The sequence below is a fragment of the Paenibacillus sp. MZ04-78.2 genome, assembly GCF_024213375.1.
GTDB lineage: Bacteria > Bacillota > Bacilli > Paenibacillales > NBRC-103111 > Paenibacillus_G.
Window position 1 is genome coordinate 12492 of sequence record NZ_JANAVJ010000042.1, and the last position, 25421, is coordinate 37912.

The following is a 25421-nucleotide window of genomic DNA, read 5'->3' on the forward strand; positions in this document are numbered from 1 at the left end:
AAAAAAGGCAGGTTTCCCGCAGCCCATAGTAAATGTAGCTTGACAACTCCCCATGCCTAAAGGCAGGGGATTCTTGGGAGCAGCCAGCTACCGCCAGCTTCATATCCAAGCTATCCCTGTGTGTCCCACAGTTTGCCCGCTTACGCGAGCAATCGTAGTCCTTCTTGCAAGATGTTTCGCGCCGCATTCACGTCTCTGTCGTGGGTTATACCGCATTCCGGACAGTTCCATTCCCGCAAATTCAGATTCTTTACTTCCGGGTTTCTATGTCCGCAGCATGAACATCGTTGGCTCGATGGGAACGATTTGCCGATGATCGTCACCACTCGCCCATACCATTTCGCTTTATACTCCATCATGGCGCGAAACTTCCCCCAGCTTGCATCGGATATACTTTTTGCCAGCTTGTGGTTCTTGACCATATTCTCCACTTGCAAGTCTTCCAAACCGATGACTTGGTTTTCGTGAATCAGCCTGGTTGACAGTTTGTGGAGAAAATCATGACGGGTGTTGGAGATTTTTTCGTGCAATCGGGCTACCCTGACGCGGGCTTTCTCCCGATTCCTGCCGCCTTTCTTTCGTCTGGATAGCGCCCGCTGCGCTTTCGCCAATTGCTTCTCATACTTTCGTAAATACTTCGGGTTTTCGATTTTCCGGCCGTCCGACAGGATCGCAAAATCTTTCACGCCCAAGTCGATCCCCACAGCGTTAAGAGACTCCGGCAACGGCTTCGCTTCCGTCTCGCAAAGCAAGGATACAAAGTATTTACCGCTTGGATTGCGGCGGATCGTCGCTGAAAGAATCCGGCCGGCCACTTCCCGCGACTTGGCGAATGGAACCTCCCCAAGCTTAGGCAACCGCAAGTTGTTCCCTTCAGCGCGAATCGTTCCGTTGTTAACCGATGTATAGCTTTGGCTGGCATGGTGCTTGCTTTTGAACTTCGGGAAGTCGTTCTGCTTCCGGAAAAACGCTTGATAGGCTTCATCCAGCGCCCGTAGACTCCGCTGCAAAGCGGTGCTATCGACTTCTTTGAGCCATTCTTTTTCGCTTTTCAGTACGGTCAACTCCGCTGAACAGGGGTTGTAGCCCAGTGTCTTTTGTTCGTTTTCATACACTTCCTTTCGGCGGGCAAGGAAGTGATTGAAGACGAACCGGGCGCATCCTATCGTTTTGTTGATTAACGTCCGCTGTTCTGGTGTTGGATACAACCTGAATTTGAATGCTTTGTGCATTTTCTCACCTACCTTTTTGTGCTTCTATGTACTACAGTAGCAACAAAATAGGAGTTTGTCCAAAGACGGCAACCGTGAAGGATCACACTTGACTAGCAAATGCACATGGTCGGGCATGACTTCCATCTGCAAGATCTCCGCCTTCAACTCCTCTGCTTTTCCAAAAACAACTCCTTTAATCGATAGTTCAACACCATCTACTTGTCGGATGCCTAAGGCAGCAGAAGCGCCTTTCATCCCCATAGCTAAAGCAAGGGGTTTTTCGGTGCTGAATTATAAAACGCAATAACAAACCAAATTCGGCGTTTTTTCGCGATTTTGTCCCAATCAAATGGCGATTATCGGCCGAATGAATGGATTGACAGCGAAGCGACGATGCGGTAAATTCATAATATTGCTCTTAAAAAACAACTACATATTGTAGGTGCAATAACCAATACCTACGACATATTGTGGAAAACTTGCAAAGTGCCGCCATGGCAACGAAGCTGCACCCGTTCGGTTCGCCAAGCCCGATCGAGGGCGAACCGCAGAACGACAGGAAGCTTCGCATGGCGAACTTTGCCTGTGACCACACCTTTAACGCTTCGTACGAAGCGTTAGCGGCATGCGTCTGCCTGCGAGGCGGCGGCATGCTTTTTCTTTGAACATTCCAAAGGAGCTGAATGCATGATCATCGTAAAACGGGACGGCACGAAGGAAGAACTCGTGTTCGCCAAAATGAAAAAGGTCATCGACTTCGCGTGCGAAACTTATCCGGAATGCGATCCGCTGGAGCTGGAAACCGCTCTGCTGCCCTTATTCCGCAACGAGATTACGACCCAGGAAATCCAGCGCCTGCTCATTCAGGTGGCCGTAGAAAAAACAAGCGTCGAGCAGCCGAACTGGCAGTATGTTGCCGCCAAGCTCCTCACATACGATCTTTATAAGGAAGCCGGTTTAAACCGCAAATACGGCCATTTCGGATATGGCGATCTGTATTCGCTGATCACCTATTTGACCGATATGGGCTTGTACGGCAAATACGTTCTCGAGCACTACAGCCGGGAAGAAATTCAGGAGCTTGGCGTCTACATCAAGCCGGAGCGCGATTACTTGCTGAACTACATCGGCCTCAAGACGCTCACCGACCGCTACTTGATCAAGGGAGTGGACAAGGAAGTGCTGGAGCTTCCGCAGGAGCTGTTCATGGGCGTGGCGATGCACTTGGCCATGAAGGAAACGGATAAGCTGCATTGGGCGAAGCAGTTCTACGACGTGCTCAGCAATCTGGAGATGACGGTAGCGACGCCGACGCTGGCGAACGCCCGCAAGCCGCTGCATCAGCTCTCCAGCTGTTTTATCGATACGGTGCCCGACAACCTGTGGGGCATTTACAACGTAGACCAAAGCTTCGCGCAGGTATCCAAGCATGGCGGCGGCATGGGCATCTACGTCGGCAAAGTGCGCAGCCGCGGCTCCAACATCCGCGGGTTCAAGGGCGTCGCCGGCGGCGTCGTGCCTTGGATCAAAAACTACAATAATACGGCCATCGCCGTCGACCAGCTCGGCGTCCGTTCCGGAGCCGTCGCCGTCTACCTTGACGTGTGGCATAAGGATATTTTGGACTTCCTGAACCTGAAGACGAACAACGGCGACGACCGGATGAAGGCCCACGACATTTTCCCGGGCGTCTGCATCCCCGATCTGTTCATGAAAACGCTCGAGGAGCGCGGCACATGGTACTTGTTCGATCCGCACGAAGTGCGCAAGATCAAGGGCTATTCGATCGAGGATTCGTGGGGAGAGGAATTCGAAAGCCGCTACTGGGATTGCGTGAACGACGACAAAATTTCGAAGGACGAAATTCCGGCCATCGACATTATGAAGCGCATCCTGACCAGTTCGTTCGAAACCGGCACGCCGTTCGTATTCTTCCGCGATACGGTGAACCGCACTAACCCGAACAAGCACAAGGGCATGATTTACTGCTCGAACCTGTGTACCGAAATTTGCCAAAATATGAGCGCCACCGAGATGATCCAAACGGAGCACGAGGACGGCATCATTACGACGAAGGTGAAAAGCGGCGATTTCGTCGTCTGCAACCTGTCTTCGACCAACCTTGGCCACGTTTATACGAAAGAAGACATCAAGCGCGTCGTCACGACGCAGATGCGGATGATGGACAACGTTATCGACCTGAACTACTATCCGATTCCGCAAGCGGAAATTACGAATAAAAAGTACCGCGCCGTCGGCCTCGGCTCCAGCGGCTACCATCAAATGCTGGCTCAGCTCAAAATTCAATGGGAATCCGACGAGCACGTGCAAAAAGCCGACGAAGTGTACGAGTGGATGAACTACTACGCCATCAAAGCGTCGATGGAAATCGCCAAAGAAAAAGGCGCCTATCCCGTATTCGAGGGCAGCGAATGGCAGACCGGCGAATACTTCGAAGCCCGCGGCTATAACAGCCCCGAATGGCTCGAATTGAAGGAACTGGTCGCAAAACACGGCGTCCGCAACGGCTGGATGTTCGCCATCGCGCCGACGGCATCCACGTCGCTCATCGCCGGCTCGACGGCCGGGATCGACCCGATCTTCAACAAGTTTTTCGTCGAAGAGAAGAAGAACGCCGTCATCCCGCAAACCGCGCCGAACCTGGGCCCGGAGACGATGTGGTTCTACAAGGAAGCGCACCGGATCGACCAGCACTGGAGCATCCGCGCCGCAGGCGCCCGTCAGCGCCATATCGACCAATCGCAATCGTTCAACCTGTACATCACGCCGGAGCTGTCCGCCCGTGAGTTCCTGGACATGTACATGGCCGCTTGGAAGCACGGTCTGAAAACCGTCTACTACTGCCGCAACAAAAGCCTCGAAGTCGAGGATTGCGTAAGCTGCAGCGCGTAGACAAAGATTTTCGCTATCCTAATCCGTTAGTGCCGGATGCGCTTAAGCACGCCTCCCCAACGAAAAAACCCGGAGTTCGCGGGCGGCAGCGAAGCGCGCCGCCCAATGAACTCCAACGCTCTAAACGTAAAGCGTGTACCTAAGACTCTTTGCCGATGCAAAGAGTCTTAGGTACGAAAGCGATCCACCATCAAACATACATCTCCTGCACGTTGTCGAACCATCGACAGCTTTGGGGGTCCAGGGGGCAACGCCCCCTGGGGTCCCCCTTGCAGGGGGATTTAGGGGGTAGAAATCACTTATGGAGCTTCAAAAGAAAAAGCTGTTTAACGAGAACGGCGACCGCGATTGGGGCAAGCGCCGCATGATCGGCGGCAACACGACGAACCTGATCGAGCTGAACAACGTCAAATACGACTGGGCAACCAAGATGTACCGCACGATGATGAACAACTTCTGGATTCCCGAGGAAATCCCGCTCGCGCAGGATGCGAAGGACTATAAATTCCTTTCGCCTATAGAACGCCAAAGCTACGACAAGATCATCAGCTTCCTGATCTTCCTGGATTCGCTGCAAACGGCCAACCTGCCGAACATCAACGAGTACATCACGGCCCCGGAAGTCAACCTGTGCCTGACGGTGCAGACGTTCCAGGAAGCCGTGCACAGCCAGAGCTATTCGTACATCCTCGACAGCGTCTGCTCGGCGGAAGTGCGCGACGACATCTACAACCAGTGGCGCGAGGACAAGCATCTGCTGCGCCGCAACCGGTTCATCACCGACCTGTACGAACGGTTCATCGAGACGCCTTCCACGGAAAACCTGATGCGCACCATCATGGCCAATTACATTCTCGAAGGCATTTATTTTTACAGCGGCTTCAGCTTCTTCTATGCGCTTGGACGCCAAGGCAAGATGCTCGGCACCGTCTCGGAGATCAAGTACATTCAGCGCGACGAACTGACGCATCTGGCGCTGTTCCAGAACATTTTCCGGGAAATCCGCAAGGAAAATCCGGAGCTGTTTACAGACGAGCTGATCGAAGACCTGCGCCAGATGATGAAGACGGCCGTCCAGCACGAGATCGAGTGGGGCCAATACATCACGAACAACAACATTCACGGCCTGAGCAACGAGATCATCGACCAGTACATCAAATATTTGTCCAACGAGCGCCTGCGCAAGCTCGGTTTAGAAATTTTGTACCCCGAAGTCGTCGAGCATCCGATGAAATGGGTCGAGACGTTCAGCAACATGAACAGCATGAAAACGGACTTTTTCGAGCAAAAGGTGACCAACTACAGCAAATCGTCCAACCTGAACTGGGACGATCTGTAAGCCGGATCACCCGTGTGCTTACCCACTAATGAAAGCATCCCGCTTCCTTTGCCTTGACGGCAGCGAAGCGGGATGCTTTTTGTTGTAATTCATGTACTTTATAAAGAAGACATTTGCTTTTTCCGTTCCGTTTGCAGCTCGTGGCAGATCGTCTCCAGCTCCTTCGCGAGCCGTGTAAGCCCTTCCGTCGAAGCGGTGATCGACTCCATCGCCGACAACTGCTCCTGCGACGAGGAGAGCACATGATTCGCCCCTGCCGCACTGTCGTCGGAAATGCGCGCCACCTCGTTCAAGGCCGCCGTCACCTGCTCCGACCCTGCCGACATTTGCTGGGCAGCCGCCGAAATATCCTGGATTTGATCGCTTACTTTTTTCGCTTCATCTACAATGAGCCGGAATACGTCCCCGGCTTCGTTCACTGACGTATGACTCGTTTGGACCTGACCGGCGCTTGCTCGCATCACTGATACGGCCGATACCGTCGCCTGCTGGATCTCTTCGATCAGCTGCGTGATTTGACCCGCCGACGCCTCCGCTTGCTCCGCGAGCTTCCGAACCTCGCGCGCCACCACGGCGAAGCCCGCTCCGTGCTCTCCCGCCCGGGCCGCTTCGATAGCCGCGTTCAGCGCCAGCAGGTTCGTTTGGGATGCTACCCCGGAAATCAGCGTAGCGATCTCTCCGATTTCGACGGACTGCTTCTCCAGTCGCTGCAAAGCGGCAGACACTTCCGTCGAGGAGCTTTGCAAAGCGCCGAGCTGCGATACCGCTTGACCGATCGTATCGTTGCCTTTCTCCGCTTCCTCCACCATGTTGAGGGACGCCTCCGAGACGGTCGCCGACGATTCGGCCACGCGCTGTACGCCGATGGACATCTCTTCCATCGCACGCGCGCTGTCTTTGCTGGTCTGCGCCTGCTCTTCCGTTCCCGTCGCCATGTTTTCCATCAAGGTCATGATCCGGCGGTTCGCCAGCAGCGTCTGCTCGGTGTTCTCATTGAGCCGTCCCACATAATCGACGAGCTGCTCGGAACTGTCCGTCAGCTTGTTTAAAATATTGTCGAGCAGCTTCTGCTGTTCCTGCTTATCCGCTTCAAGCAACGCCACGGTTTCCTTTTTCTTTGTGATTTGCCATACGGTTGTTCCCGCTGTCAGCAGAAGGAACACGGCATGAATCGCCAGCATTTTGAATCCGTACCCTTCCTTGCCGAAAACAAGCTCCGAATACAGCCAGTAGGCGGCGACATATTGCAGGGCGAACAAAGCCGTCATCAGCCAAATCAGCCTCGTATCTTCATAAAAGGCCATCAAAGCGATAACCATGAAGATCGAGAAATAAAATTCGACCATCCCGCCCGATCCGACGATCATCGCCATACTCGTAAATGTCATGGACAGCGCATTGAACAGCGGAACGTAACGTTGATGCCCCCGCCAAAATAATAACCCGGCGACGATTAACAGAAGCAGCGGAACCCCCAAAAACACATTCAGAAGCATTTCATAAGCCTGCAAATCGTGCTTGGACTGAAATACGTGCACCCATCGGAACAAAGCGCATGCGAGCACGGCCAGCAAGTACGTTCCGAACGTCACCGGCAAGGACATCCGGTTTTTAATCGCTAACACATCGGGCTTCGTGGATAACAAAAAGCTCACATCCTATTCACTAAGGTCGAAGCTATACTCTTTATCACATATTATATCGGTCGGAAGTCCTATTTTTTATAGTAAAAAACGAAAAAACCGTGACAGGTCGCCGTCACGGTCTCAGTTTAATTCCAGCAATTCCTTCACCTTGAGCTCCAGCTCAACCATGGAAAACGGTTTGTGCATATACGCATTCGCTCCAAGCTGCATCCCCCGGCTCGTATCCTCCTCCCGGCTGCGCCCCGAAAGCACAAGCACTTTCGTATGGGGCGGCCGCGTGCCGCGGTCCCTCATCCGTTCGAGCATGCCGTACCCGTCGAGACGCGGCATCACGCCGTCGAGAATGCACAGATCGACCGGGCTGCCGAGCAACGTCAAATAAGCCTCTTCCCCATCGGCCGCCTCCTTGAAGTCGATCGGCAGGTGCTTGAGCTTCGCCATTAGAATCGAGCGTAAAATATTGTCGTCATCGGCAATCAGCACCGTCTTGCGCACAGCCTTGTCCGTCTCCGTACCGGCAGCGTCGCCGGTATACAGCATCACCCGGTTGCGGCCGCTTTGCTTGGCCTCGTACATCGCATCGTCCGCCCGTCGGACCCACTCGTTCAGCGTAAGGTCGGGCTGCCACTCCGACACGCCGGCGGAGAACGTAATGTGAAATGACTGGCCCTCGTTTTGCGCCACGGGGCCTTGATGCGTCAGTCGCAGGATGCCTTCGATCGTCTTTTTGGCGTCGGCGGCGGACGTGCCGGGCAGCACTACCACGAATTCCTCGCCTCCGAAGCGGGCGATCAGATCCGTAGCGCGCAGGTTCGCCTGCAAGAGATGGGCGAGCCCTTGCAGCACCAAATCCCCAATTGGATGCCCATACGTATCGTTGATCGATTTGAACCGGTCGATATCGATGAATACCATCGAAATCGTCCCGGGATACCGTGCAACACGCTGCAGCTCCACTAGAATTTGGTGGTCGAAATACCGCCGGTTGTACACCCCCGTCAACGGGTCGCGGAATGCCATTTGCTCGAACGTCTTGGTCCGCTTGAGCAGACTGTAGATGCGGGCGGCCAGCTCTTCGTATTGAAACGGCTTGACCACATAGTCGTCTGCTCCCAAGTAAAAGCAGCGGACTTTGTCGTACACGTCGCTGCGCCCGGACAGCACGATCAAGGGCACGAGCTTCAAATTCGGATCTTCCTTCAAAAATTCGAACAGCTCATAACCGCTGTCCGGATGCATCATGAGATCGAGCGAAATCAAGTCGTACGAACGCTCCCGGATCAGCCGCTGCGCCGATTGGACGTCTGCGGCCTCATCCACCTCGTAGCCGTCCAGCTTCAGACGCCGGACCAGATAAGTCCGCAGCACTTCGTCATCATCGATGACAAGCAGCCGTTCGCCCTGCGGAGGCGTGATGTTGATCTGCAGCTGGTCCTGCTGCTCATCCAGCTCCAGCTCGCGTGCGATGGTATCGATCTCCAACTCTAATTCGAGCACCAGCGCAAGGGAAGCCTGCGAGCACCGCCGAAACCGCGCCTGAACTGCCGGCGATGCCACGACTTCCTCGTCCTGCGACCATTCCCAGTGCTGGACCAAGTTCTCGGCGATCGCTCCGATGCGGGCAAAACCGAACATCGGCGCGCTGCCTTTCAGTGTATGCACGATCCGGTAAAACCGGCGGGCCGACTCGAACGCATCCTCCGGCTCCGTATCCTCGGTCCCATGCCGTAACTGCTGCAACTGTTTATTCAACTCGCGAATATATTTTTTCCGGCCTTCCTTCAGCAGCCGGGCCTCTCGTTTCATCCGGTCGTCAGAGGGTGTTTGATGCAAAGCCTTCACTTCCCGTCTCCGGTATATATTTTATCGATTAACGCGCATCTCGCCGGATCAGCTCTTCTACGGTATCCAGCAGCTGCAGCGGACTGAACGGTTTGACGATATATTGCGTAACGCCCGCCGCTTTGGCACGTTCCCGGTCCTTATCCAGCGCCTTGGCTGTCAAAAGAATAACCGGCGTATCCGCATTCGGGTTCACATGGCCGCGCAGCCATTCGCAAACTTCCACTCCTGTGCGTTCGGGCATCATATAGTCCAGAATAATTAAATCGAACGGCTGCTCCTGCAAATAGGCAAGCGCCTGCGCCCCGTCCTCCGCTTCGGTAAGCTCATATCCTTCCTCGGCCAGCGTCTCCGTCAACAAGAACCGCAAGGCCGCTTCGTCATCGGCCAATAAAATTTTATAAGGTGCCATAAGCCGTCGAACGCTCCTTCATGGTGCATGCTCTATCGAAATCATTATAGCACGGATGATTGTCGTATGGTTGATCGACGCGATAGTTTTAAAGCATGCTGCCGGACTCTAGCTTCCTGCGGACATACTCGCGCCAGGAGCCGCCGGCAATGCGCGGATATCCCCGCGAATCATTCCACAAGTAGATCCATCCCTCGCATTCTTCCCGCCGGCTGTCGCGCACCCAGATGCGCTCATAATCATTCCGCGCGCCGGGCCCGTAATATTCCTCCAGTTCGTCCATCCGATGCAAACCTTCTTGCGTAACGACCAGCCATTCGCCCTCGATGTCCGTCTCGCCGCCGCAGCCTGACAGGACGAGTCCGGGATAAGCTCCTGCATCGAATAATGCGCCACGCACTCGTCCGGGACGGACCGAGAGCACGTAAGGCGCCACCATACGATGGTTCGATTCGCCGACCAACAGCGTTCCATAGACGAAAACCCGGATCAGATCGGTTCCCTCCTTCAAACCAACCGGCGAATTGCTTCACGGTGAAGGTTACCGGTTGGCAGAAATTCCATTTTCTCCTATCATACCATAAGCCGAGCTTGGGGAATCGGGTGATTTGCCCTATCTTTGACCGCATGCCCTGTCCGAAAAAGTCAGACTAGCATACATTGTCCATAAGCCGAAGTTTAAGGGGGAAGGGGGGAGCGCCATGCTTAGTCCCGAAGATGCGAACAAGATTATCCGCTTTTTGTCCGCGGCGTATTTTTGCACCGACTCGGAGGAGGCGCATGAAGAGTTTAACCGGTTGGCTAACGAGCTGCGCAAAGCTTCCGGACAGCCGGAACAATAAGGGGTTGAAGACAATAGAAAAAAGCCAAAAGCGTCCACTTCTGGCTTGTTCCGTTTGCGATTATGTTCGCTATCCTTCCGGCTAATGCCTGGTGGACGCCGTTTCCTGCTGCCGCGCATTCAGTCCGCGGGTTTTCACGATGATTTTCCGAATGCTGTCCTCCGACAGATGAAACTGACGGATCAGCTCGGTGACCGTATGTCCATTCTCATACAGCCGGAAAATTTCAAAATTCCGACGCAGAATCGACTGCCGGGTGCCGTTGTTCTCCCCCCAGCCTGCGCGGGTCTGTTCTTTTTTAGGTATATAAATGATTTCGCCCTGAATATAGTCCTGCAACTGCTTGAGCAGGCTAGGCGGCAAAATGTCCTTCCCATTCTTGTACCCCACCGATGAAAGCCTCCTTTCGCGCCATGTTGGCCAAAGCCTCGAAAGTTATAAGCATTTTCATCTTTACACCTCCTCTGAGTTTTGCCGAAGCAAAACTGACGTCGCAAGCATTAGGGGCATGAAATCCAGGATAAACAGCTGCGCCGTCCTTGTCATCATTTAAGGATAAGCGCGTTTATCAAGGTTGACGCGAAACTATAAGTTGCGCTAACTTATAAGTCCTTATCAACAAAAAAACACGATCGCCATGTCGTGCCTGAATGCCTCTATATGTCATGTATCATTCAATGACGGTTCAGGTGACGGTGAAGGAGAAAAATGCTTATTCACTTGTTAGCAAACCCTTTTCCTTTTTTCGTTGTGTCCAGTACTATTACCATTGCACGACACTCCCTTCACCTGAATTTTGGATGACACCGAATTTCTCTTACATTATAACCCATCGATTCTTGCATTGTCCATCCGCGAATATATAAGGGGCCCGAAGGCCCCCTTGACTGGCGTCTCCGCTTACGCGAAGACCACCTCGGTTACTGTAATCATCGTATCTGATCACTCCTTTCCTTAAGCGTCAGCCGGCCGGCTACATCTCCTATTAACTCATATCGGCTGTGGTGCCGCAAGGTGGAAAACGTTTATAACGATTCTATCCTTATTTTGTCCGCTGCTGCGCCTCACGGAAGCTTATGCCGGGAAAACGCCGTTTCCCGTATTTTTGAACTGGCGCAAACCGCTCGCATCGTATATAATGGCATACAGTAAAGCACCGGAAACGAATATAAAAAAGCTCGTATAATTGCAGGATAAATCGGCCTGCGAGTCTCTACCCTGCCTCCGCAACGGCAGGACTACGGGCGGTACACACGCGGACGCAGAAAGGAAGACCGCCGCTGCTTGCAGCCCGGCCGACCGTTTTGCGCCTTTTCTTGCTTTTGCGTATCGCCCGATTGCCCGTTTCTTAAGTTGAAACGGACGAGTCGGGCTTTTTGTATTTATCGGGCTTAGGATCTTGTTGACATTCGGGAGGAAAAAGCTATGGAACTGCTTAAAAACAAAGTGATGCAGGAAGGAATCGTGCTCGGAGAACAGGTGCTTAAGGTCGATTCGTTTCTGAACCATCAGGTCGATCCTGTCCTGATGATGGAGATCGGCAAGGAATTTGCCGCCCGCTTCGCTGGCGAGCGCATTACAAAAGTGCTGACCATCGAATCATCCGGCATCGCTCCCGCCGTCATGACGGCGCTGCAGCTCGGCGTGCCGCTCATTTTCGCGCGCAAGCGCAAGTCGCTGACGCTTCGGGACGATCTGCTTACGGAGAAGGTGTATTCCTTTACCAAGCAGGAAGAAAGCGAAGTATCCGTCTCCAAAAATTTTTTGTCGCCCGGCGACCGGGTGCTGCTGATTGACGATTTCCTCGCCAACGGGGAAGCGGCGTTCGGCTTGGCCCGGATTGCCGAGAAAGCGGGTGCCGAGGTGGCCGGTATCGGCATCGTGATCGAGAAAGCTTTTCAGCCGGGGGGGCGGAAGCTTCTGGACGCAGGCTATCGCTTAGAGTCGCTCGCGCCCGTCGCTTCGTTGGCGGACGGACGGGTCACATTCGCGGACAAGCCTGAGCCGCAGACAAATCCGGTATAATTCCATGCCCAACAATCCATTCCCGGAGGTATCCTTCCCGTGTCTATGAATGCCAAAACAACCAGCCAGCCGCCGATGCGGCGGTTTTCGCTCGGCCTGCAGCACGTGCTGGCCATGTACGCGGGCGCCGTCATCGTGCCGCTGATTGTCGGCAGCGCGCTGAAGCTGTCGCCGGAGCAGCTCGCCTACCTGGTTTCGATTGACCTGTTAGCCTGTGGTATCGCGACCTTGCTTCAAGTATGGAGCAACCGGTTCTTCGGCATCGGCCTGCCGGTCGTGCTCGGCTGTGCGTTCACGGCCGTCGGCCCGATGATCGCCATCGGGAGCCAGCACGGCATCTCGACCATCTATGGCGCCATTTTGGCTGCGGGCTTGTTCGTCGTCCTCTTCGCCGGACTGTTCGGCAAGCTGATCCGCTTCTTCCCTCCGGTCGTGACCGGTTCGGTCGTCACGATCATCGGGCTCACGCTCATTCCCGTAGCGCTGAACGATATGGGCGGCGGGGTCGGCAATCCGAATTTTGGCGCGCCGATCAACCTGCTGCTTTCGTTCGGCGTGCTCGCGCTGATTATTGCTATGAACCGCTTTTTCACCGGCTTTTGGCGGGCCATCTCGATTCTGCTCGGCTTGATCGCCGGGACGCTTGTCGCGGCGCTGCTCGGCAAGATCAGCTTCGCTCCGTTCCATGAAGCTTCCTGGTTTCATATGGTGCATCCGCTCTACTTCGGTATGCCGACGTTTGAAATCACCTCCATACTGACGATGATTCTGGTTGCTGCGGTCAGCCTGGTGGAGTCGACCGGCGTCTTTCTGGCTCTCGGCAAAATATGCGACCAAGACATCCGCTCGGAGGATTTGACCCGCGGTTACCGCGCAGAAGGGCTCGCGATCATCCTCGGCGGCTTGTTCAACGCTTTCCCGTATACGACCTTCTCGCAGAACGTCGGGCTTATCCAAATGAGCGGCGTCCGGACGCGCGACGTGATCATGGCCGCAGGCGGCATTTTGATCGTCCTTGGCCTGATCCCGAAAGTCGCGGCGCTGACGACGCTGATCCCGACCCCCGTGCTCGGCGGCGGGACCGTCGCCATGTTCGGCATGGTCGTCTCTTCCGGAATCCGCATGCTCGGCTCGCAGGTCGATCTGAACAACCATGAGAACCTGCTGATCATCGCCTGCTCCATCGGCATCGGCCTTGGCGTGACGGTCGTTCCGACGCTGTTCAACCAACTGCCGCAAGCCGTGCAAATTTTGACCGGCAACGGCATTGTCGCAGGTAGCTTTACCGCGATCGTGCTGAATCTGGTGTTCAACCTTCGGCGGAAACCGTCGGTTGCCGACGCTTCACAGCCGCAAGGCGCCGCGAACTGATCGAAGATAAACGCTTGATATCGTATAAGAAGACTGCTGCCCTGTGATATGCGAACAGGACCGCAGTCTTCTTTTTTTGCCACATTTCCTAATGATTTAGTCCCAAACCACTTCCCAATTCCGGTTCAGCGACGCTTCAATCGTTCCCCGTTCCATAATATAGCCGGCCAGCAGCTCTGCCATATCGGTCGGAATGTCCTTTACGACCGGCTTCCCTTGGAACATCAGGTAGTTTCCGCCGCCCGCCGCCCGGTAATTGTTCATGACGACGTCGTATTCCGCCTCCGGGTCGATCGGCTTGCCGTTATAGCGCAGCTCGACGATCCGCTGTCCTACCGGGCGCGAAATGTTGATCCGGTAGTCGATGCCTTCCCACATGTCGTAATTGTAATGCTGCGGCTTCGGATCGCTGAATCCCGCACTGACTTGCACCGGACCGTTTCCGTCATATTGGGCAAAATACGAGGCCGAACGCTCCAGCGCGGCGCGAATATCCTGCCCCGACACCCGGATGACCTGCAGTGTGTTCGGATAAATATAATTGGAGACAATGTCCCGCATCGTAATATGCTCGGGAAATCCCGGCGAGATGTTGTCGAACAGCGCGGTGTTCGAGATCGGGGCACCCGACAGCTCCATCTGCACCCGGTTGATAAATTCGATGAGCGGATGCTCCTTCAGCCGGACCTGCATCGGATCGGTGACGCGCATATCGCCAAGCAGACGCCCGATCGGCTGATCGAGCCATACTTGCGCAAGGCGTTCGTGCGGCTCCACGATGCCCAGCACCGCAGAATCTGGTGCTTCGCCTTGCGGGGACACCAGCTCGGACACGGCTTCCAGAACGCGCCAGCTTCCCGCTTCCAAGCCCAGCGTCAGCGTAACTTTGCCAAGCCACGCGCCTGCGCTGCCAGGCTGCACGACCGTCACCCCGTTGATGCTCGTTCCGCTGATCGAACGGTGCTGGTGACCCGTGAGCAGTACGTCGATGCCTTCCACCTCGCGGCAGAGCGCATAGCCTTGATTTTCCCCCGTCAACGGCTCTGTCGGCTCGCCGGACTCCAGGTGCCGCTCGAACCCTCCGTGATAGGAGACGATCACGACGTCCGCTCCCTCCTGCTCGCGCAAATGCTTTATCCACCGCTTGGCCGTCTCTACGGCATCGTCAAAACGCAGGCCCGCAATATGCTCGGGCTTCTCCCAATGCGGGATGTAAGGCGTCGTCAACCCCAGCACGCCGATTTTAAGCCCTTGCTCAAGCGTCTTCACCAGATAGGGCTTGCCGAATAACGGTTCGCCCGTCGCCTCATCGACAATATTGGCGCTGAGCCAAGGGAAGCTCGATTCCCCGACCGCTTTGCGCAGCAGCTCCATCCCATAGTTGAATTCGTGATTCCCGATGACGGCCGCGTCGTACCCGAGTTCATTCAGGCACTGAATCATCGGATTCGGCTCCCCGACGTTCAGTTTGGCATGATGATACGCCAGTGGCGTCCCTTGAATCAAATCCCCGTTATCGATAAGCAGCAGCGGTCCGCCCTTCTGGCGCTCCTTGCGAATGATCGATGCGATTTTGGCCAGACCCGTTTCCGTCGGACTGTTGTTGGCATACTGAATCGGAAGCAGCGCCCCGTGAATGTCGCTAGTTTCCAAGATCGTGACTGTCAGCTTTTGAACCACCTTGCATTCAACTCCGTTTTTCCATGAATTGAATCCACTATATCAAATTTAACGCCGGAGAACCATCCATCAGAATCGAAAATAATTTTCTACATATTTGGGTGTTTTTCACAAAAAATTTATTATGGGTTATCCTAATCTATGGTATAGTAGAAAATGGATTTTGATCTAACAAGTTAACAGGAGGTCATTCCCATGTTTAAAAAGTTTGCAGCAGCCAGTCTGTCCCTGGTGCTTTCCGCCGGGATTGCAGCAGGTTGCGGTACGAAAACAGATAACAAATCGGCAGCCCCTGCTCCTTCCGACAAAAAGCAAGAAGCGCCTGTGGCGAAAGGCTACACGCCTAAAGAATTGAAAGTGCAGTTCGTTCCATCCCAAAACGCGGAGACGCTGGAAGCGAAGGCGAAGCCGCTGGAGAAGCTGCTTGGCGAAAAGCTCGGCATTCCGGTCAAAGTATCCGTCTCGACCAACTACAACACCGTTATCGAAGCGATGGCTTCCAAGCAAGTCGATATCGGCTTCCTGCCTCCGAACGCTTATGTGCTGGCGCATGACGAGAGGAAAGCGGCAGACCTGCTGCTGCAAGCTCAACGGTACGGCGTAGACGACAAAACGGGCGCCGATACCAAAGACCTGGTCGACTTCTACAAAGCTATGATCATCGTTAAAGCGGATTCCCCGATCAAAGAAATGAAAGACCTGAAAAGCAAAAAAATCGCTTGGCAGGGCGTAACGTCCTCCGCAGGCTTCGTATGGCCGGCCAACGAAATGAAAAAAGCCGGCGTCGATCCGGAGAAAGACGTAACGGGCATCGAAGTAAAAGGTCACGACAAAGGCATTATCGCCGTGCTGAACGGACAAGTTGACGCCGCGGCTATCTTCCAGGACGCCCGCTACAAGATGAAAACCGACTTTCCTGACATCTATGAAAAAACGCGCGTGCTCGCCTTCACTTCTCCGATTCCGAACGACACGGTCACCGTTCGCAAAGATATGGATCAAGAGTGGAAAGACAAAATCGCTCAAGCGTTCATCGATATCGGCAAAGATCCGGCAGGCGGAAAAATCATTTTCGACGTATACTCCCACCGTGGCTACGTGAAATCCGATGACAAGAAATTCGACGTCGTTCGCGAATATTCCAAAGGCATCGGCCAGAAGTAAATCTAAGCTTTTAGCAAAAAGGAGCACCCTGCTTTCCGCAGCGGCGCTCCTTTTTGCTTTACAGACGTTCCTTGACTTGATCCATCTCCAGCGCCGAAGATACGGGGATTTCTTCAACGCTTCATCGGGGTCCCGTCCCGTGCAAAAAAAGCCCGCCTTCGGCCCAATGATCCGAAGAGCGGGCTTCGTGGTCTACACCTACACCAGACGTCTGCGAATGGCGGAAGAAATAATATCGATAATGGTGACCATGACGATGATCCCGAGCAGAATAACGCCGACGCGGTTCCATGCGCGGCCGTCCAGCGCCTGAATGAGCGGCGCCCCGATCCCTCCCGCCCCGATCAGGCCGAGGATGGAAGCGGAACGGATGTTAATCTCGAAACGGTACAGCGCAAACGAGAAGAAGTGCGGCAGCACCTGCGGAATGACGGCGAACCACAGCACCTGCAAGCGGTTGGCGCCACAGGCGGTCAGCGCCTCGGTCGGCCCGAGATCGAGATTTTCGAGCGCCTCCGAATACAGCTTGCCGAGCATCCCGATCGAGTGCAGGCCGAGCGCCAGCACCCCGGCATAAGCGCCCGGGCCTACCGCTTTAATGAAGATGACCGCCATGATGATTTCCGGGAACGTCCGGATAAAGCTCAGCATGAATTTGCCGCTGCCGGATACCCAGCGGAAACGACTCATGTTGTTGGCGGCCCAGAAGGCGAACGGCACGCACAGAAACGCCGAAATAAACGTGCCGATAATGGAGATGGCCAGCGTATCGAGCAGTCCCCGAATCAGGTCCTCGCCCTCGGGCATGTAGACGTAACCCCAATCGGGATTGAACAAGCCGCGGAGAATGGCGGCAAAATCCCGGCCGGCGTTTTCCGTTAAGCCTTCGAATTTAAGGCCGAGAAAAGACCAAAGATATATGGCCAAAATAATGATTGCCACGAGCCAGAAGCGGATGCGGAACGGTTTTTTAGTCGTCGTCTGATTCATAGCAGCCTCTCCCTTATCTTCGTGCTCACGAAATCGATCAACACCACGATCGCCAGCGTCAAAATAATGATAAGGGCCGAACGGTCATAACGGAACATCTGCAGCGTCCGGTCGAGCGTTAGCCCGATCCCGCCCGCGCCGACCAAGCCGAGCACGGCGGCAGCCCGGACATTGACTTCGAACGTGTACAAAAAATACGCGATATATTGCGCCGCCACCTGAGGCACGACGCCAAAATGAATCCATTGCAGCTTGTTGGCCCCGACGGCCGTCATCGCTTCCAGCGGGCCCGGATCGATCGCCTCGATCGATTCGTAGGTCAGCTTGGCGATCAAGCCGAAGGAGAAGAAGGCGAGCGCCAGTACCCCGGGCATCACGCCGATGCTGAAGATCGCCACGAACAATCCGGCAAAAAGTAGCTCCGGAATCGTCCGGATCAGGTTGAGAATAATGCGCGCCGGATGATAAATCCACGGGTTGCGGGTTACGTTGCTGGCTGCAAGCAAAGCGATCGGAATCGCGGCCAGCCCACCGAGCGTCGTACCGATCACAGCCATTTGGATCGTTTCCGCCATCGGCTTCCAGACGACATCGATATATCTCCAGTCAGGAGGAACCATCTCAACGAGCAGCTTGCCCATCTCCGGAAGGCCTTCGATCAACTTGGCAATGCTGGAGTCGGTCTTATCGGCGCTCCACCATAATAGAAAAATTAAAGCGAACGTCGTTATATACGACTTCATATTCGACGGCTTTTTCAGGATGTCGCGGCGTTCGGGCCCGGTCATTCCGCCTCCACCCCCAGAAGCTCATCCTTCTTGATTGCGCGTCCGTAAATACCCGAGAAGGCCTCATCCGTCGCTTCCGATACGGGACCGTCGAACACGACCTCCCCCGCGCGCAGCCCGATAATGCGGGTCGCGTATTCCCGCGCCAAATCGATAAAGTGAAGGTTAACGACGGTCGTGATGCCGAGCTCCTGATTAATCCGTTTCAAGTCATCCATCACCTGGCGTGTCGTCAACGGGTCCAGCGAGGCGACCGGCTCGTCCGCCAGAATAATTTTCGCTTCCTGGGCAAGCGCTCTGGCGATCGATACGCGCTGCTGCTGTCCGCCGGACAGCTCGTCCGCACGGGCATACGCCTTCTCCCGAATATTGACGCGCTCAAGCGCTTGGAGCGCAAGCTCCACATCTCTATTCGGAAAAAGCCCGAGCAGCGTCCGCAGCGTCGAATGATAGCCCACACGGCCGGAGAGAACATTACGAAGAACGGAGGAACGTTTGACTAAGTTGAAATTTTGAAAAATCATACCGATATCGCGGCGCAAATTTCGAAGCTGGGCTCCCCTGGCCGTCGTAATCGACCGCCCGTCAATGAGAATTTGGCCATTGGTAATTTCATGCAGCCTGTTAATTGATCGCAGCAGCGTCGATTTTCCGGCTCCCGAGAGACCGACGATTACAATAAATTCGCCTTTGTCCATGGTCAAATTAATATTTTTGAGACCTACGGTTCCGTTCGGATATACCTTGGACACATTCTGGAATTCAATCATAGTCTAATGAAAGTCCCCTTTAGCTAGATTAAACTGACCAGCTTGTAATTCGACATGAATCGCGGTTTTCCTTTTCCAATTCACCTCAAATGACCTAGATTAATGAAAACTTAACACTTCTTACCTATAGGACTTGACTGCGATTTTAAAATAACAACCCGCAAATGAACGCAATGACCTTCGCTCCCGGCAGGAGCAGCAGATGGGCGAGCAAGGTGCCGGCCAGCCGCGACAGCATAAGGATGCCGAACATTTTATGGAGCTCCGCCTGCTTCACCTTGCCGGACATCGCCTTATCGGACAGCAGCGCTACTCGCGGATCGATGAAGATGGTCAACAGGATCGTGGCAATCCCGTTGATCAGACCTGACGATTGCGCGGTGCTTGTCCCATGCTCGGGAGCGAGATAAGACGCGTACAGCGCGGATAATACGCCGACCGTGTAAATGCCCGTGACCAAGGTGTTCATCAGCAACAGCCGCTTCGGAATTCCGCCGACCCGCAGCCGGCTGAGCATCTCCAGACGGGGCAGCCGAAATACGCGCTTGACCGATTTCAGCTTGTCGATCGTCACGGACTCCCGGATCAGAACCGGCAGCGAGCCGACAACCTCAAGCCGGGCGATCAGCCGAGCGGCCACGAACACCATTGTCGGAAAAACAAGAAGCGCCGCCAGCGTCCCGACGGAAGCCCCGATCAAGATCAGATGAAATTGAAACCCGAGCTCAATGCCCGGGTCATTCTTCGCTTTATCGATCAAATTGCCGAATAACGTGCCTTGAAGCATGTTCGAAGTTCTGGAGATCAGAACAATGATGCCTGTGAGCGACAAGGCGACCGCCAGCTTTCCTGTGCGGATACCGGCCAGCCTAACCGCATATGATAGCGTTTCCACGCCGTGAATGATCAAGGTCAGCGCGAATACGAGCCATACCGATCCGACCATGCTTCCCCCTCCTCCGTTTTCCAGACAAGCCAAAAACGCGACCGCACGCTTGATTCGCAGGAACAAAGACGGCTGTCGCGTTTGCTAGTGGTTTGTCGGCTGATGATGTCTCTTTATCGCTGCTAACTGCCTGCGACGTCCCTCTTCGTAAATAGCAGCCAAGAAACGGCATAGAATACAATCCAATAACCGGCCAGGACGGCCAGAGAGAAGCCTAGCGTCATCCCGGGGACAACAGGCTTGCCCCCGTGTAGATACGGAGTCAAATCCGTATTGGCGAATAATAAATACTTGACCCAGTCATATCTTAACTGCACCAAAACGGCCACGATCGGTCCGGACATAAACATCAGGAAGATGGAGAGTCCGATCGCCAGCGAGCTGCTCCGGAAAACCGTTGAAATCATAAAAGCCAGCGTCGCCGTCATCATGATCTCTACGGCTTTGATTCCATATCCTTGAAGGATGACCGGCATCGTCCCGTCGGGCGAAACCGAACCGCTGACGCCGAACAGCACAAGCCCCGTAAAGTAAGAGATGATCAGCATAATCAGCAGCAGCTCGACAATAAACAGCAGCACGGAGATGTACTTGGCCAACAAAATTTTGCCGCGGGAGGCCGGGCGGATCAGCAGCAGCTTCACGGTGCCCCATGTAAATTCGGAAGCTACGCTGTCACCCGCCACAATAACGGAAAAAATAGTGACAAGCGGGGTGAGAATCGCCGCCAAGCCCATAAACTGAAGGACGTGATTCATCTCCGATTCGAGGACATACTTCATCATCACGCCCATCGAAATAACCGCCAAGACGACAAAAGCGAGCATAATCCACGTCCGCAGGCGGGTATAAATTTTCATCTGTTCGTTCTGTATGAGGCGAATTACGCTAGACAATCCGGTTCCCTCCCGTCACTTCGAGGAACTGCTCCTCGAGCGTTTTGGTCAGCGTCCGGATGCCGTAAACCCGGATTCCCGCCGCAACGAAGCGGGCGTTAAGCTCAGCGGTCGCTTCGCGCCGGTTCGGCAGCCATACGACGAGCTCCGGACCTTCCGCTTTCGCGCGTTCCGCTTCTCCCAGCAGCTCCAGAGCCGCATCGGGGCGGTCAACTTCAAACCGGACCTCGACGGCCTCCGTCTCTGAAGGAGCCTCCTTGAACGACCGGACATCGAGCAGCCTTCCGTTCTGAATAATGGCTACCCGGTCGCACATCAATTCCATCTCCGACAGCAGATGGCTCGAAACGATAACCGCCAGCCCTTCCTCCGCAGCCAAACGGCGCAAATAATCGCGCAGCTCGCGAATTCCCTCGGGGTCCAGACCGTTGGTCGGCTCGTCGAGCACGAGCACCGACGGGCGGTGCAAAATCGCCTGGGCTACGCCGAGACGCTGCCGCATGCCGAGCGAATACGTTTTGACCTTATCCATAATACGGTTCTCCAGCTTCACCAGCCGGACCACTTCGTCGATACGTTCCTTTGGGACATTCGGCGTCATCCGGGCGAAATGAACCAGGTTCTGATACCCGGTCATAAACCCATAAAACTCGGGGTTTTCCACAATCGCGCCGACATGAAGCATCGCTTGCTCAAACCTTGTTTTTACGCTGTGTCCCTGAATCAGCACTTCTCCATGCGTGATGGCCATTAAGCCGACCATCATTCGGATCGTTGTCGTTTTGCCCGCGCCATTCGGTCCGAGAAAACCGAACACTTCGCCCGGCTTCACTTCGAAGGACAGCCCATCCACAATCGTTTTGGAGCCGATTCGCTTGGTTATTTGATGCAGTTGTACTACCGGAGTCGCTTCCATATTTCCTCCACATGTAAAAAATAGGGTATACCCTCCTGACACGGAAAGTATACCATACCCGAAATCCCGGACCAAATTTCGGCACAGGCCCATGCTTTACGCCTCGGGTTTTTGCTCGTAATAATGAGCCAGACTGACGATCATGCTGCCCATCCGCTCCTGCTCCGGAGCAACGACCCGCTGAATGCCCTCTTCGCGAAGCGCTTCAGCCGTCACTTTGCCTACCGCCACGGCGACGACGCCGCTCGCAAAAGCTTCCTTCACCCGGTCCGCCATCCCCTGCTCCCGCGCATAGGCCATCAAAAACCGGACCTGCGGGGTACTGGTGAACGTCACGGCATCGATCGCGCCGCTCACGATTTCATTCAGCAGCGTGTCTACTACCTCCAAGGCGGGCTGAACGTGCCGGTACGGCAAAATTTCGCGGTACGACGCCTGCTGCTCGGCCAGCCATTGGACAAGCCGGGGCGCGTGGTCGCCGTACAGCTGCAGCGCCACCCTTTGCCCTTGAAGCTCGTAAGGTGTCATCGCCGCGATCAGGCTGGCCGTCGTTCCGTCCTCGTCCCGCACGGTGGGGGTTAGCCCCAATGTTTTCAAATAATTGATCGTTTTGTAGCCTCTGGCCGCGATTCGGGCTTGGCTCAACGTTTCCACGAACGCTTCCTTCCGGCCCATGCTTTCGGCCGCTTGCACCAATAGCTCCGTGCCGATCCCTGTCGTAAGAATCACCCAATCGATCCCCGTCTCGATCAGCCGGGCGATTTCCGCCTCCACTTGCTCCCGCTCAACGGCAACGGTTCCTTGGGCCGGCCGCAAGATCGGCACCCCGCCCAGCTTTTCCACGATGACGCTGAGCTCCGCCGCTTTCCTCGGTCCTGTTAGCGCAATTCGTTTTCCTTCAAGTCTGCTCATCCCGATGCCCCCTTGTGCGGATCTTCTGCCGGTCGCGTATTCCTGCAATGCGTCACCATATCTGACATATAGTTCGTACTATACTGGAAGATTGCCGTTCAATCAATAGATTCGGAGAAACGAATTTTTACCTGCCCGTTTAAATTCGGGGATAGCGGGCAAATCTAGTACTATCACTCTAGTTTTTCAAAGGAGGAGTTGTAAGGATGTTGAACGCTAGTATTTTACGGCTCACGCTTTGCCTCATTCTAATCGTCACCTTGGGAGCGGCAGCCGAGCGGGCCGCCTATGCCTACCATACATCGGCGGATCTGGCCGAAACGACCATGACATCCCAGGAATGGGGTGCGATCTTGCAAAGAGACACAGAGGCTAAGGCACAGACGGAAAGCCCTGCCTTGATGACCATGCCTTCCCCTGTCTCCTATAAAGTGCGCTCGGGCGATACGCTCTATCGGATCGCAAGATCGTTCGGAATCCCCTTGCAGATGCTGCTTACCGCAAACGACATCGACGATCCGGGATCGCTCCAGACAGGACAGCAGCTGCAGATTCCGTCGGAACAAGCCGGGATTGAGCTGCCCGGAGAACAAGGGGGCATCATCCGGCAAGTGCTGACTTCGACGCTAACAGCTTATACCGCGGGAGTCGAATCGACCGGCAAGAAGCCGTCCCATCCGGATTACGGCATCACGTACAGTGGCAGCAAAGCCGAGGAAGGGCGTACGATTGCCGTCGATCCTTCGGTGATCCCGATGGGCTCGACCGTGTTCATCGACGGTATCGGCGTCCGCAAGGCCGAAGATATCGGATCGGCCATCCGCGGTACGCGAATCGACTTGTTCATGGACGACGTGAAGCAGGCCCGCCACTTCGGCGTGAAGAAAAATGTGAAGGTATACGTGCTTGAAGGTACGGCCTAGGATATTGTATGGCCGTCCCTCAACCGCCGTATTTTTCCCGCAGCCGGCGAATGCGGCTCATGACGTCTTTTCCTATCGTTCCCTCGAACTCCTGATAGATCGGGTCCCATCGCTGCATCCACTCGCGGCGTTCCTCCGGCGTTTGAACATGAATTTGCAGCCCTCCCTGATGACGCAGCTCATCCAGCTGGCGCCGGTTCATCTCAATCGCATTCTCATTGGCCCAGCGCGCCGTTTCTTCCAGCGCTTCTGCCAAGGGCTTCTTCACATCGCCCGGCAGCTTGTCCCAGAACGATTTGTTCATCAGCACCGTATACCCGAGATATCCGTGGTTGCTGATGGTCATATATTTTTGCACCTGGTAGAACTTCTTCGTACGGATATTGGAGATCGTATTTTCTTCGCCGTCCACGACACCCGATTCCAGACCGCGATACACTTCGTTAAACGGAATCGGAGTCGTTTTTGCCTCAAACTGTCGAAATTGCGCTTCAATCACTTTGCTGGGCAAAATGCGAAAGTGTTGTTCTTTGAAATCCGATGGATGAACCAGCGGCCCCCGATTGGAAGTCATTTGCTTGAAGCCATTGCCCCAATAGGACAAGCCGACCAAATTTTTGCTTGCCAGCTTATCGAACAGCAGCTTCCCCAGCTCGCCGTCAAACGCCTCTTGTACCGCTTCGTCGCTTAAAAACGCATACGGCAGATCAAACGTCAGCCAAGCCGGAACATGCTCGGACACATTGGCAAACGAAGGGGCTATCATTTGTATGTTGCCGCGCATAAGCGCATCCATTTCGTCGGTCTCGTTATAGAGAACCGCGTTCGGAAACACTTCGACCTTTACGTGGCGGTCCGTCTTTTCGGACATCAGGCGGGCAAACCTTTGAGCCGCCAGGCCTTTGGGCGTATTTTCGGCAACGACATGGCTGAATTTAATGACCAGCGCCTGATCGAAGCCTTCTTGCTCGTCATCCGCCACGTCGGATGTCGTCGAGAACCCCGGATAAAAACCGATCGCCACGGCAGCGGCAAGTCCGATGAATACTACAAGCAGCGTTCCGAGCAAAGGCCTCACGTTCGTCCACCTCCGGAGTGTCATGATCATGATGTACAATAACATATGTCGCCGCCTAACTCAATGAAGACCGCACCTGAACATGAATTTTGAAGAAACGGTTAAACTAAAGAAAACGCGGACGATCCCCTCGCAAACGAAGGAGGTTTCAGACGAGATGCCGGCAAGATTCGTACGGGGTCTGCTTTGGTGCCTTCTGCTGATGCCGATCGTATTGACGGGCTGTGGCGGCGGAAAAAAACAAGAGCAGCAACAGAGTAAAAAACAGCAGCAAAATAAGCCGAGCGATACGATGCTTCAACAGCAGTTGAAGATGTATCAGGATATAAAAAAGAACGAGCACGAGCAGGAGGAAAAAATCCGCAAGGAAGAAAAAAAGCAGCTTAAAAAGCTGCAAAAGGACCAGCAAAAAATGCTGAAGCGGGAACTCGAATTTCAAGAAAAAGTTCGTATGGGGGGCAACCCGTGGGCTGGCGGCAAAGCTGGCGGCAAAAAGGAACAGCAGCAGTCCAAGCAGCAAGGCAAAGCCGGGACGAAGACAGAGTCGTCCGAGAAAAAATCCCCGGAACAAAAGCAAGGCAAGGAGAAGGAAGAGAAAAAGAAGATGCCGGGAGGATAATCCTCTCGATTCCATACGTATCCGTTTATCAATAGCCCGTCCCCGCTCCATCCCGGTTGCGGAAGACAGGGCTGTTTTGTTTTCCATCCGCCGCTTCCTGTTGTATGATAATATATCGTAGAAAGGAGGCGGGAC

Annotated in this window: 24 protein-coding genes, 1 pseudogene and 1 riboswitch; of the genes and pseudogenes, 9 read left to right on the forward strand and 16 right to left on the reverse strand. The window is 54.5% G+C overall.

Annotated features, from left to right (window positions below; all coding sequences use genetic code 11):
• Positions 1-140: 140 nt before the first annotated feature.
• Together tnpB and NLX71_RS27335 are read right to left on the reverse strand one after the other, a co-directional pair.
• Entirely contained in the window at positions 141-1232 is a 1092-nt protein-coding gene (gene tnpB, locus NLX71_RS21935) for an IS200/IS605 family element RNA-guided endonuclease TnpB (RefSeq protein WP_375377948.1), read from the reverse strand.
• A gap of 8 nt (positions 1233-1240) precedes the next feature.
• Positions 1241-1423: pseudogene (locus NLX71_RS27335) on the reverse strand (IS200/IS605 family transposase); the annotation flags it as partial.
• 285 nt (positions 1424-1708) lie between these two features.
• On the opposite strand from NLX71_RS27335, the gene NLX71_RS21945 reads away from it, so the two are divergent.
• From NLX71_RS21945 to NLX71_RS21955, 3 genes are all read left to right on the forward strand, one after another.
• On the forward strand, positions 1709-1879 hold the full coding sequence (locus NLX71_RS21945) for a hypothetical protein (RefSeq protein ID WP_254365893.1): 171 nt from the start codon (positions 1709-1711) through the stop codon (positions 1877-1879).
• 22 nt (positions 1880-1901) lie between these two features.
• On the forward strand, positions 1902-4127 hold the full coding sequence (locus NLX71_RS21950) for a ribonucleoside-diphosphate reductase subunit alpha (RefSeq protein ID WP_254365894.1): 2226 nt from the start codon (positions 1902-1904) through the stop codon (positions 4125-4127).
• A gap of 301 nt (positions 4128-4428) precedes the next feature.
• Positions 4429-5466, forward strand: coding sequence for a ribonucleotide-diphosphate reductase subunit beta (locus NLX71_RS21955; RefSeq protein WP_254365895.1), 1038 nt, complete (start codon positions 4429-4431; stop codon positions 5464-5466).
• A 98-nt stretch (positions 5467-5564) separates the two neighbouring features.
• On the opposite strand, the gene NLX71_RS21960 is transcribed toward NLX71_RS21955, so the two are convergent.
• The 4 genes from NLX71_RS21960 to NLX71_RS21975 form a co-directional block, all read right to left on the reverse strand.
• Complete coding sequence (locus NLX71_RS21960; protein WP_254365896.1) at positions 5565-7112, reverse strand: methyl-accepting chemotaxis protein; 1548 nt, start codon at positions 7110-7112, stop codon at positions 5565-5567.
• Between the two features lie 120 nt (positions 7113-7232).
• The gene (locus NLX71_RS21965) at positions 7233-8945 is read right to left on the reverse strand and encodes a GGDEF domain-containing response regulator (protein ID WP_254365897.1); all 1713 of its coding nucleotides are present in this window, start codon (positions 8943-8945) and stop codon (positions 7233-7235) included.
• A gap of 37 nt (positions 8946-8982) precedes the next feature.
• Entirely contained in the window at positions 8983-9366 is a 384-nt protein-coding gene (locus NLX71_RS21970; RefSeq protein WP_254365898.1) for a response regulator, read from the reverse strand.
• A gap of 88 nt (positions 9367-9454) precedes the next feature.
• Positions 9455-9859, reverse strand: coding sequence for a gamma-glutamylcyclotransferase family protein (locus NLX71_RS21975; protein WP_254365919.1), 405 nt, complete (start codon positions 9857-9859; stop codon positions 9455-9457).
• A gap of 208 nt (positions 9860-10067) precedes the next feature.
• On the opposite strand from NLX71_RS21975, the gene NLX71_RS21980 reads away from it, so the two are divergent.
• On the forward strand, positions 10068-10208 hold the full coding sequence (locus tag NLX71_RS21980) for an N-acetylmuramoyl-L-alanine amidase (protein WP_254365899.1): 141 nt from the start codon (positions 10068-10070) through the stop codon (positions 10206-10208).
• 81 nt (positions 10209-10289) lie between these two features.
• On the opposite strand, the gene NLX71_RS21985 is transcribed toward NLX71_RS21980, so the two are convergent.
• Positions 10290-10598, reverse strand: coding sequence for a CD3324 family protein (locus NLX71_RS21985; RefSeq protein ID WP_254365900.1), 309 nt, complete (start codon positions 10596-10598; stop codon positions 10290-10292).
• Between the two features lie 768 nt (positions 10599-11366).
• A riboswitch (purine riboswitch) is annotated at positions 11367-11469 on the forward strand.
• Between the two features lie 164 nt (positions 11470-11633).
• Between NLX71_RS21985 and NLX71_RS21990 the strand changes: the two genes are divergently transcribed.
• Complete coding sequence (locus tag NLX71_RS21990) at positions 11634-12233, forward strand: xanthine phosphoribosyltransferase (RefSeq protein WP_254365901.1); 600 nt, start codon at positions 11634-11636, stop codon at positions 12231-12233.
• A gap of 45 nt (positions 12234-12278) precedes the next feature.
• Positions 12279-13604, forward strand: coding sequence for a nucleobase:cation symporter-2 family protein (locus NLX71_RS21995; protein ID WP_302058387.1), 1326 nt, complete (start codon positions 12279-12281; stop codon positions 13602-13604).
• A gap of 96 nt (positions 13605-13700) precedes the next feature.
• Here NLX71_RS21995 and NLX71_RS22000 read toward each other — a convergent pair whose 3' ends face one another.
• Entirely contained in the window at positions 13701-15284 is a 1584-nt protein-coding gene (locus tag NLX71_RS22000; protein WP_254365902.1) for a bifunctional metallophosphatase/5'-nucleotidase, read from the reverse strand.
• Positions 15285-15479: 195 nt separating this feature from the next.
• Here NLX71_RS22000 and NLX71_RS22005 point away from each other — a divergent pair, with 195 nt between their 5' ends.
• Positions 15480-16448 (forward strand): phosphate/phosphite/phosphonate ABC transporter substrate-binding protein, encoded by a 969-nt coding sequence (locus tag NLX71_RS22005; protein ID WP_254365903.1) that lies wholly within the window; start codon positions 15480-15482, stop codon positions 16446-16448.
• A 198-nt stretch (positions 16449-16646) separates the two neighbouring features.
• Here the strand turns inward: NLX71_RS22005 and phnE (NLX71_RS22010) are convergent, their stop codons facing one another.
• The 7 genes from phnE (NLX71_RS22010) to NLX71_RS22040 all read right to left on the reverse strand — a co-directional run bounded on the left by phnE (NLX71_RS22010) (position 16647) and on the right by NLX71_RS22040 (position 22666).
• Entirely contained in the window at positions 16647-17438 is a 792-nt protein-coding gene (gene phnE, locus NLX71_RS22010) for a phosphonate ABC transporter, permease protein PhnE (protein WP_254365904.1), read from the reverse strand.
• On the reverse strand, positions 17435-18226 hold the full coding sequence (gene phnE, locus NLX71_RS22015; protein WP_254365905.1) for a phosphonate ABC transporter, permease protein PhnE: 792 nt from the start codon (positions 18224-18226) through the stop codon (positions 17435-17437). Before phnE (NLX71_RS22015) ends, phnE (NLX71_RS22010) begins: the two co-directional genes overlap by 4 nt.
• Positions 18223-18996 carry a phosphonate ABC transporter ATP-binding protein gene (gene phnC / locus NLX71_RS22020; RefSeq protein WP_254365906.1) on the reverse strand — a complete coding sequence of 258 codons (774 nt, stop codon included), beginning with the start codon at positions 18994-18996 and terminating at the stop codon, positions 18223-18225. Before phnC ends, phnE (NLX71_RS22015) begins: the two co-directional genes overlap by 4 nt.
• 145 nt (positions 18997-19141) lie before the next feature.
• A complete protein-coding gene (locus NLX71_RS22025) occupies positions 19142-19942 on the reverse strand; it encodes a lipid II flippase Amj family protein (RefSeq protein WP_254365907.1) in 801 nt (266 codons plus the stop codon).
• A 122-nt stretch (positions 19943-20064) separates the two neighbouring features.
• The gene (locus tag NLX71_RS22030; protein WP_254365908.1) at positions 20065-20838 is read right to left on the reverse strand and encodes an ABC transporter permease; all 774 of its coding nucleotides are present in this window, start codon (positions 20836-20838) and stop codon (positions 20065-20067) included.
• The gene (locus tag NLX71_RS22035; RefSeq protein ID WP_254365909.1) at positions 20831-21754 is read right to left on the reverse strand and encodes an ABC transporter ATP-binding protein; all 924 of its coding nucleotides are present in this window, start codon (positions 21752-21754) and stop codon (positions 20831-20833) included. Before NLX71_RS22035 ends, NLX71_RS22030 begins: the two co-directional genes overlap by 8 nt.
• 96 nt (positions 21755-21850) lie before the next feature.
• Positions 21851-22666, reverse strand: a complete 816-nt coding sequence (locus tag NLX71_RS22040; protein WP_254365910.1) for a uroporphyrinogen-III synthase — start codon at positions 22664-22666, stop codon at positions 21851-21853.
• A 206-nt stretch (positions 22667-22872) separates the two neighbouring features.
• On the opposite strand from NLX71_RS22040, the gene NLX71_RS22045 reads away from it, so the two are divergent.
• Positions 22873-23589, forward strand: a complete 717-nt coding sequence (locus NLX71_RS22045; protein WP_254365911.1) for a 3D domain-containing protein — start codon at positions 22873-22875, stop codon at positions 23587-23589.
• Between the two features lie 19 nt (positions 23590-23608).
• On the opposite strand, the gene NLX71_RS22050 is transcribed toward NLX71_RS22045, so the two are convergent.
• Complete coding sequence (locus NLX71_RS22050; RefSeq protein ID WP_254365912.1) at positions 23609-24667, reverse strand: DctP family TRAP transporter solute-binding subunit; 1059 nt, start codon at positions 24665-24667, stop codon at positions 23609-23611.
• Between the two features lie 157 nt (positions 24668-24824).
• Between NLX71_RS22050 and NLX71_RS22055 the strand changes: the two genes are divergently transcribed.
• Positions 24825-25286: a hypothetical protein gene (locus NLX71_RS22055; RefSeq protein ID WP_254365913.1), complete on the forward strand. Its 462-nt coding sequence runs from the start codon at positions 24825-24827 to the stop codon at positions 25284-25286.
• Positions 25287-25421: the final 135 nt, after the last annotated feature.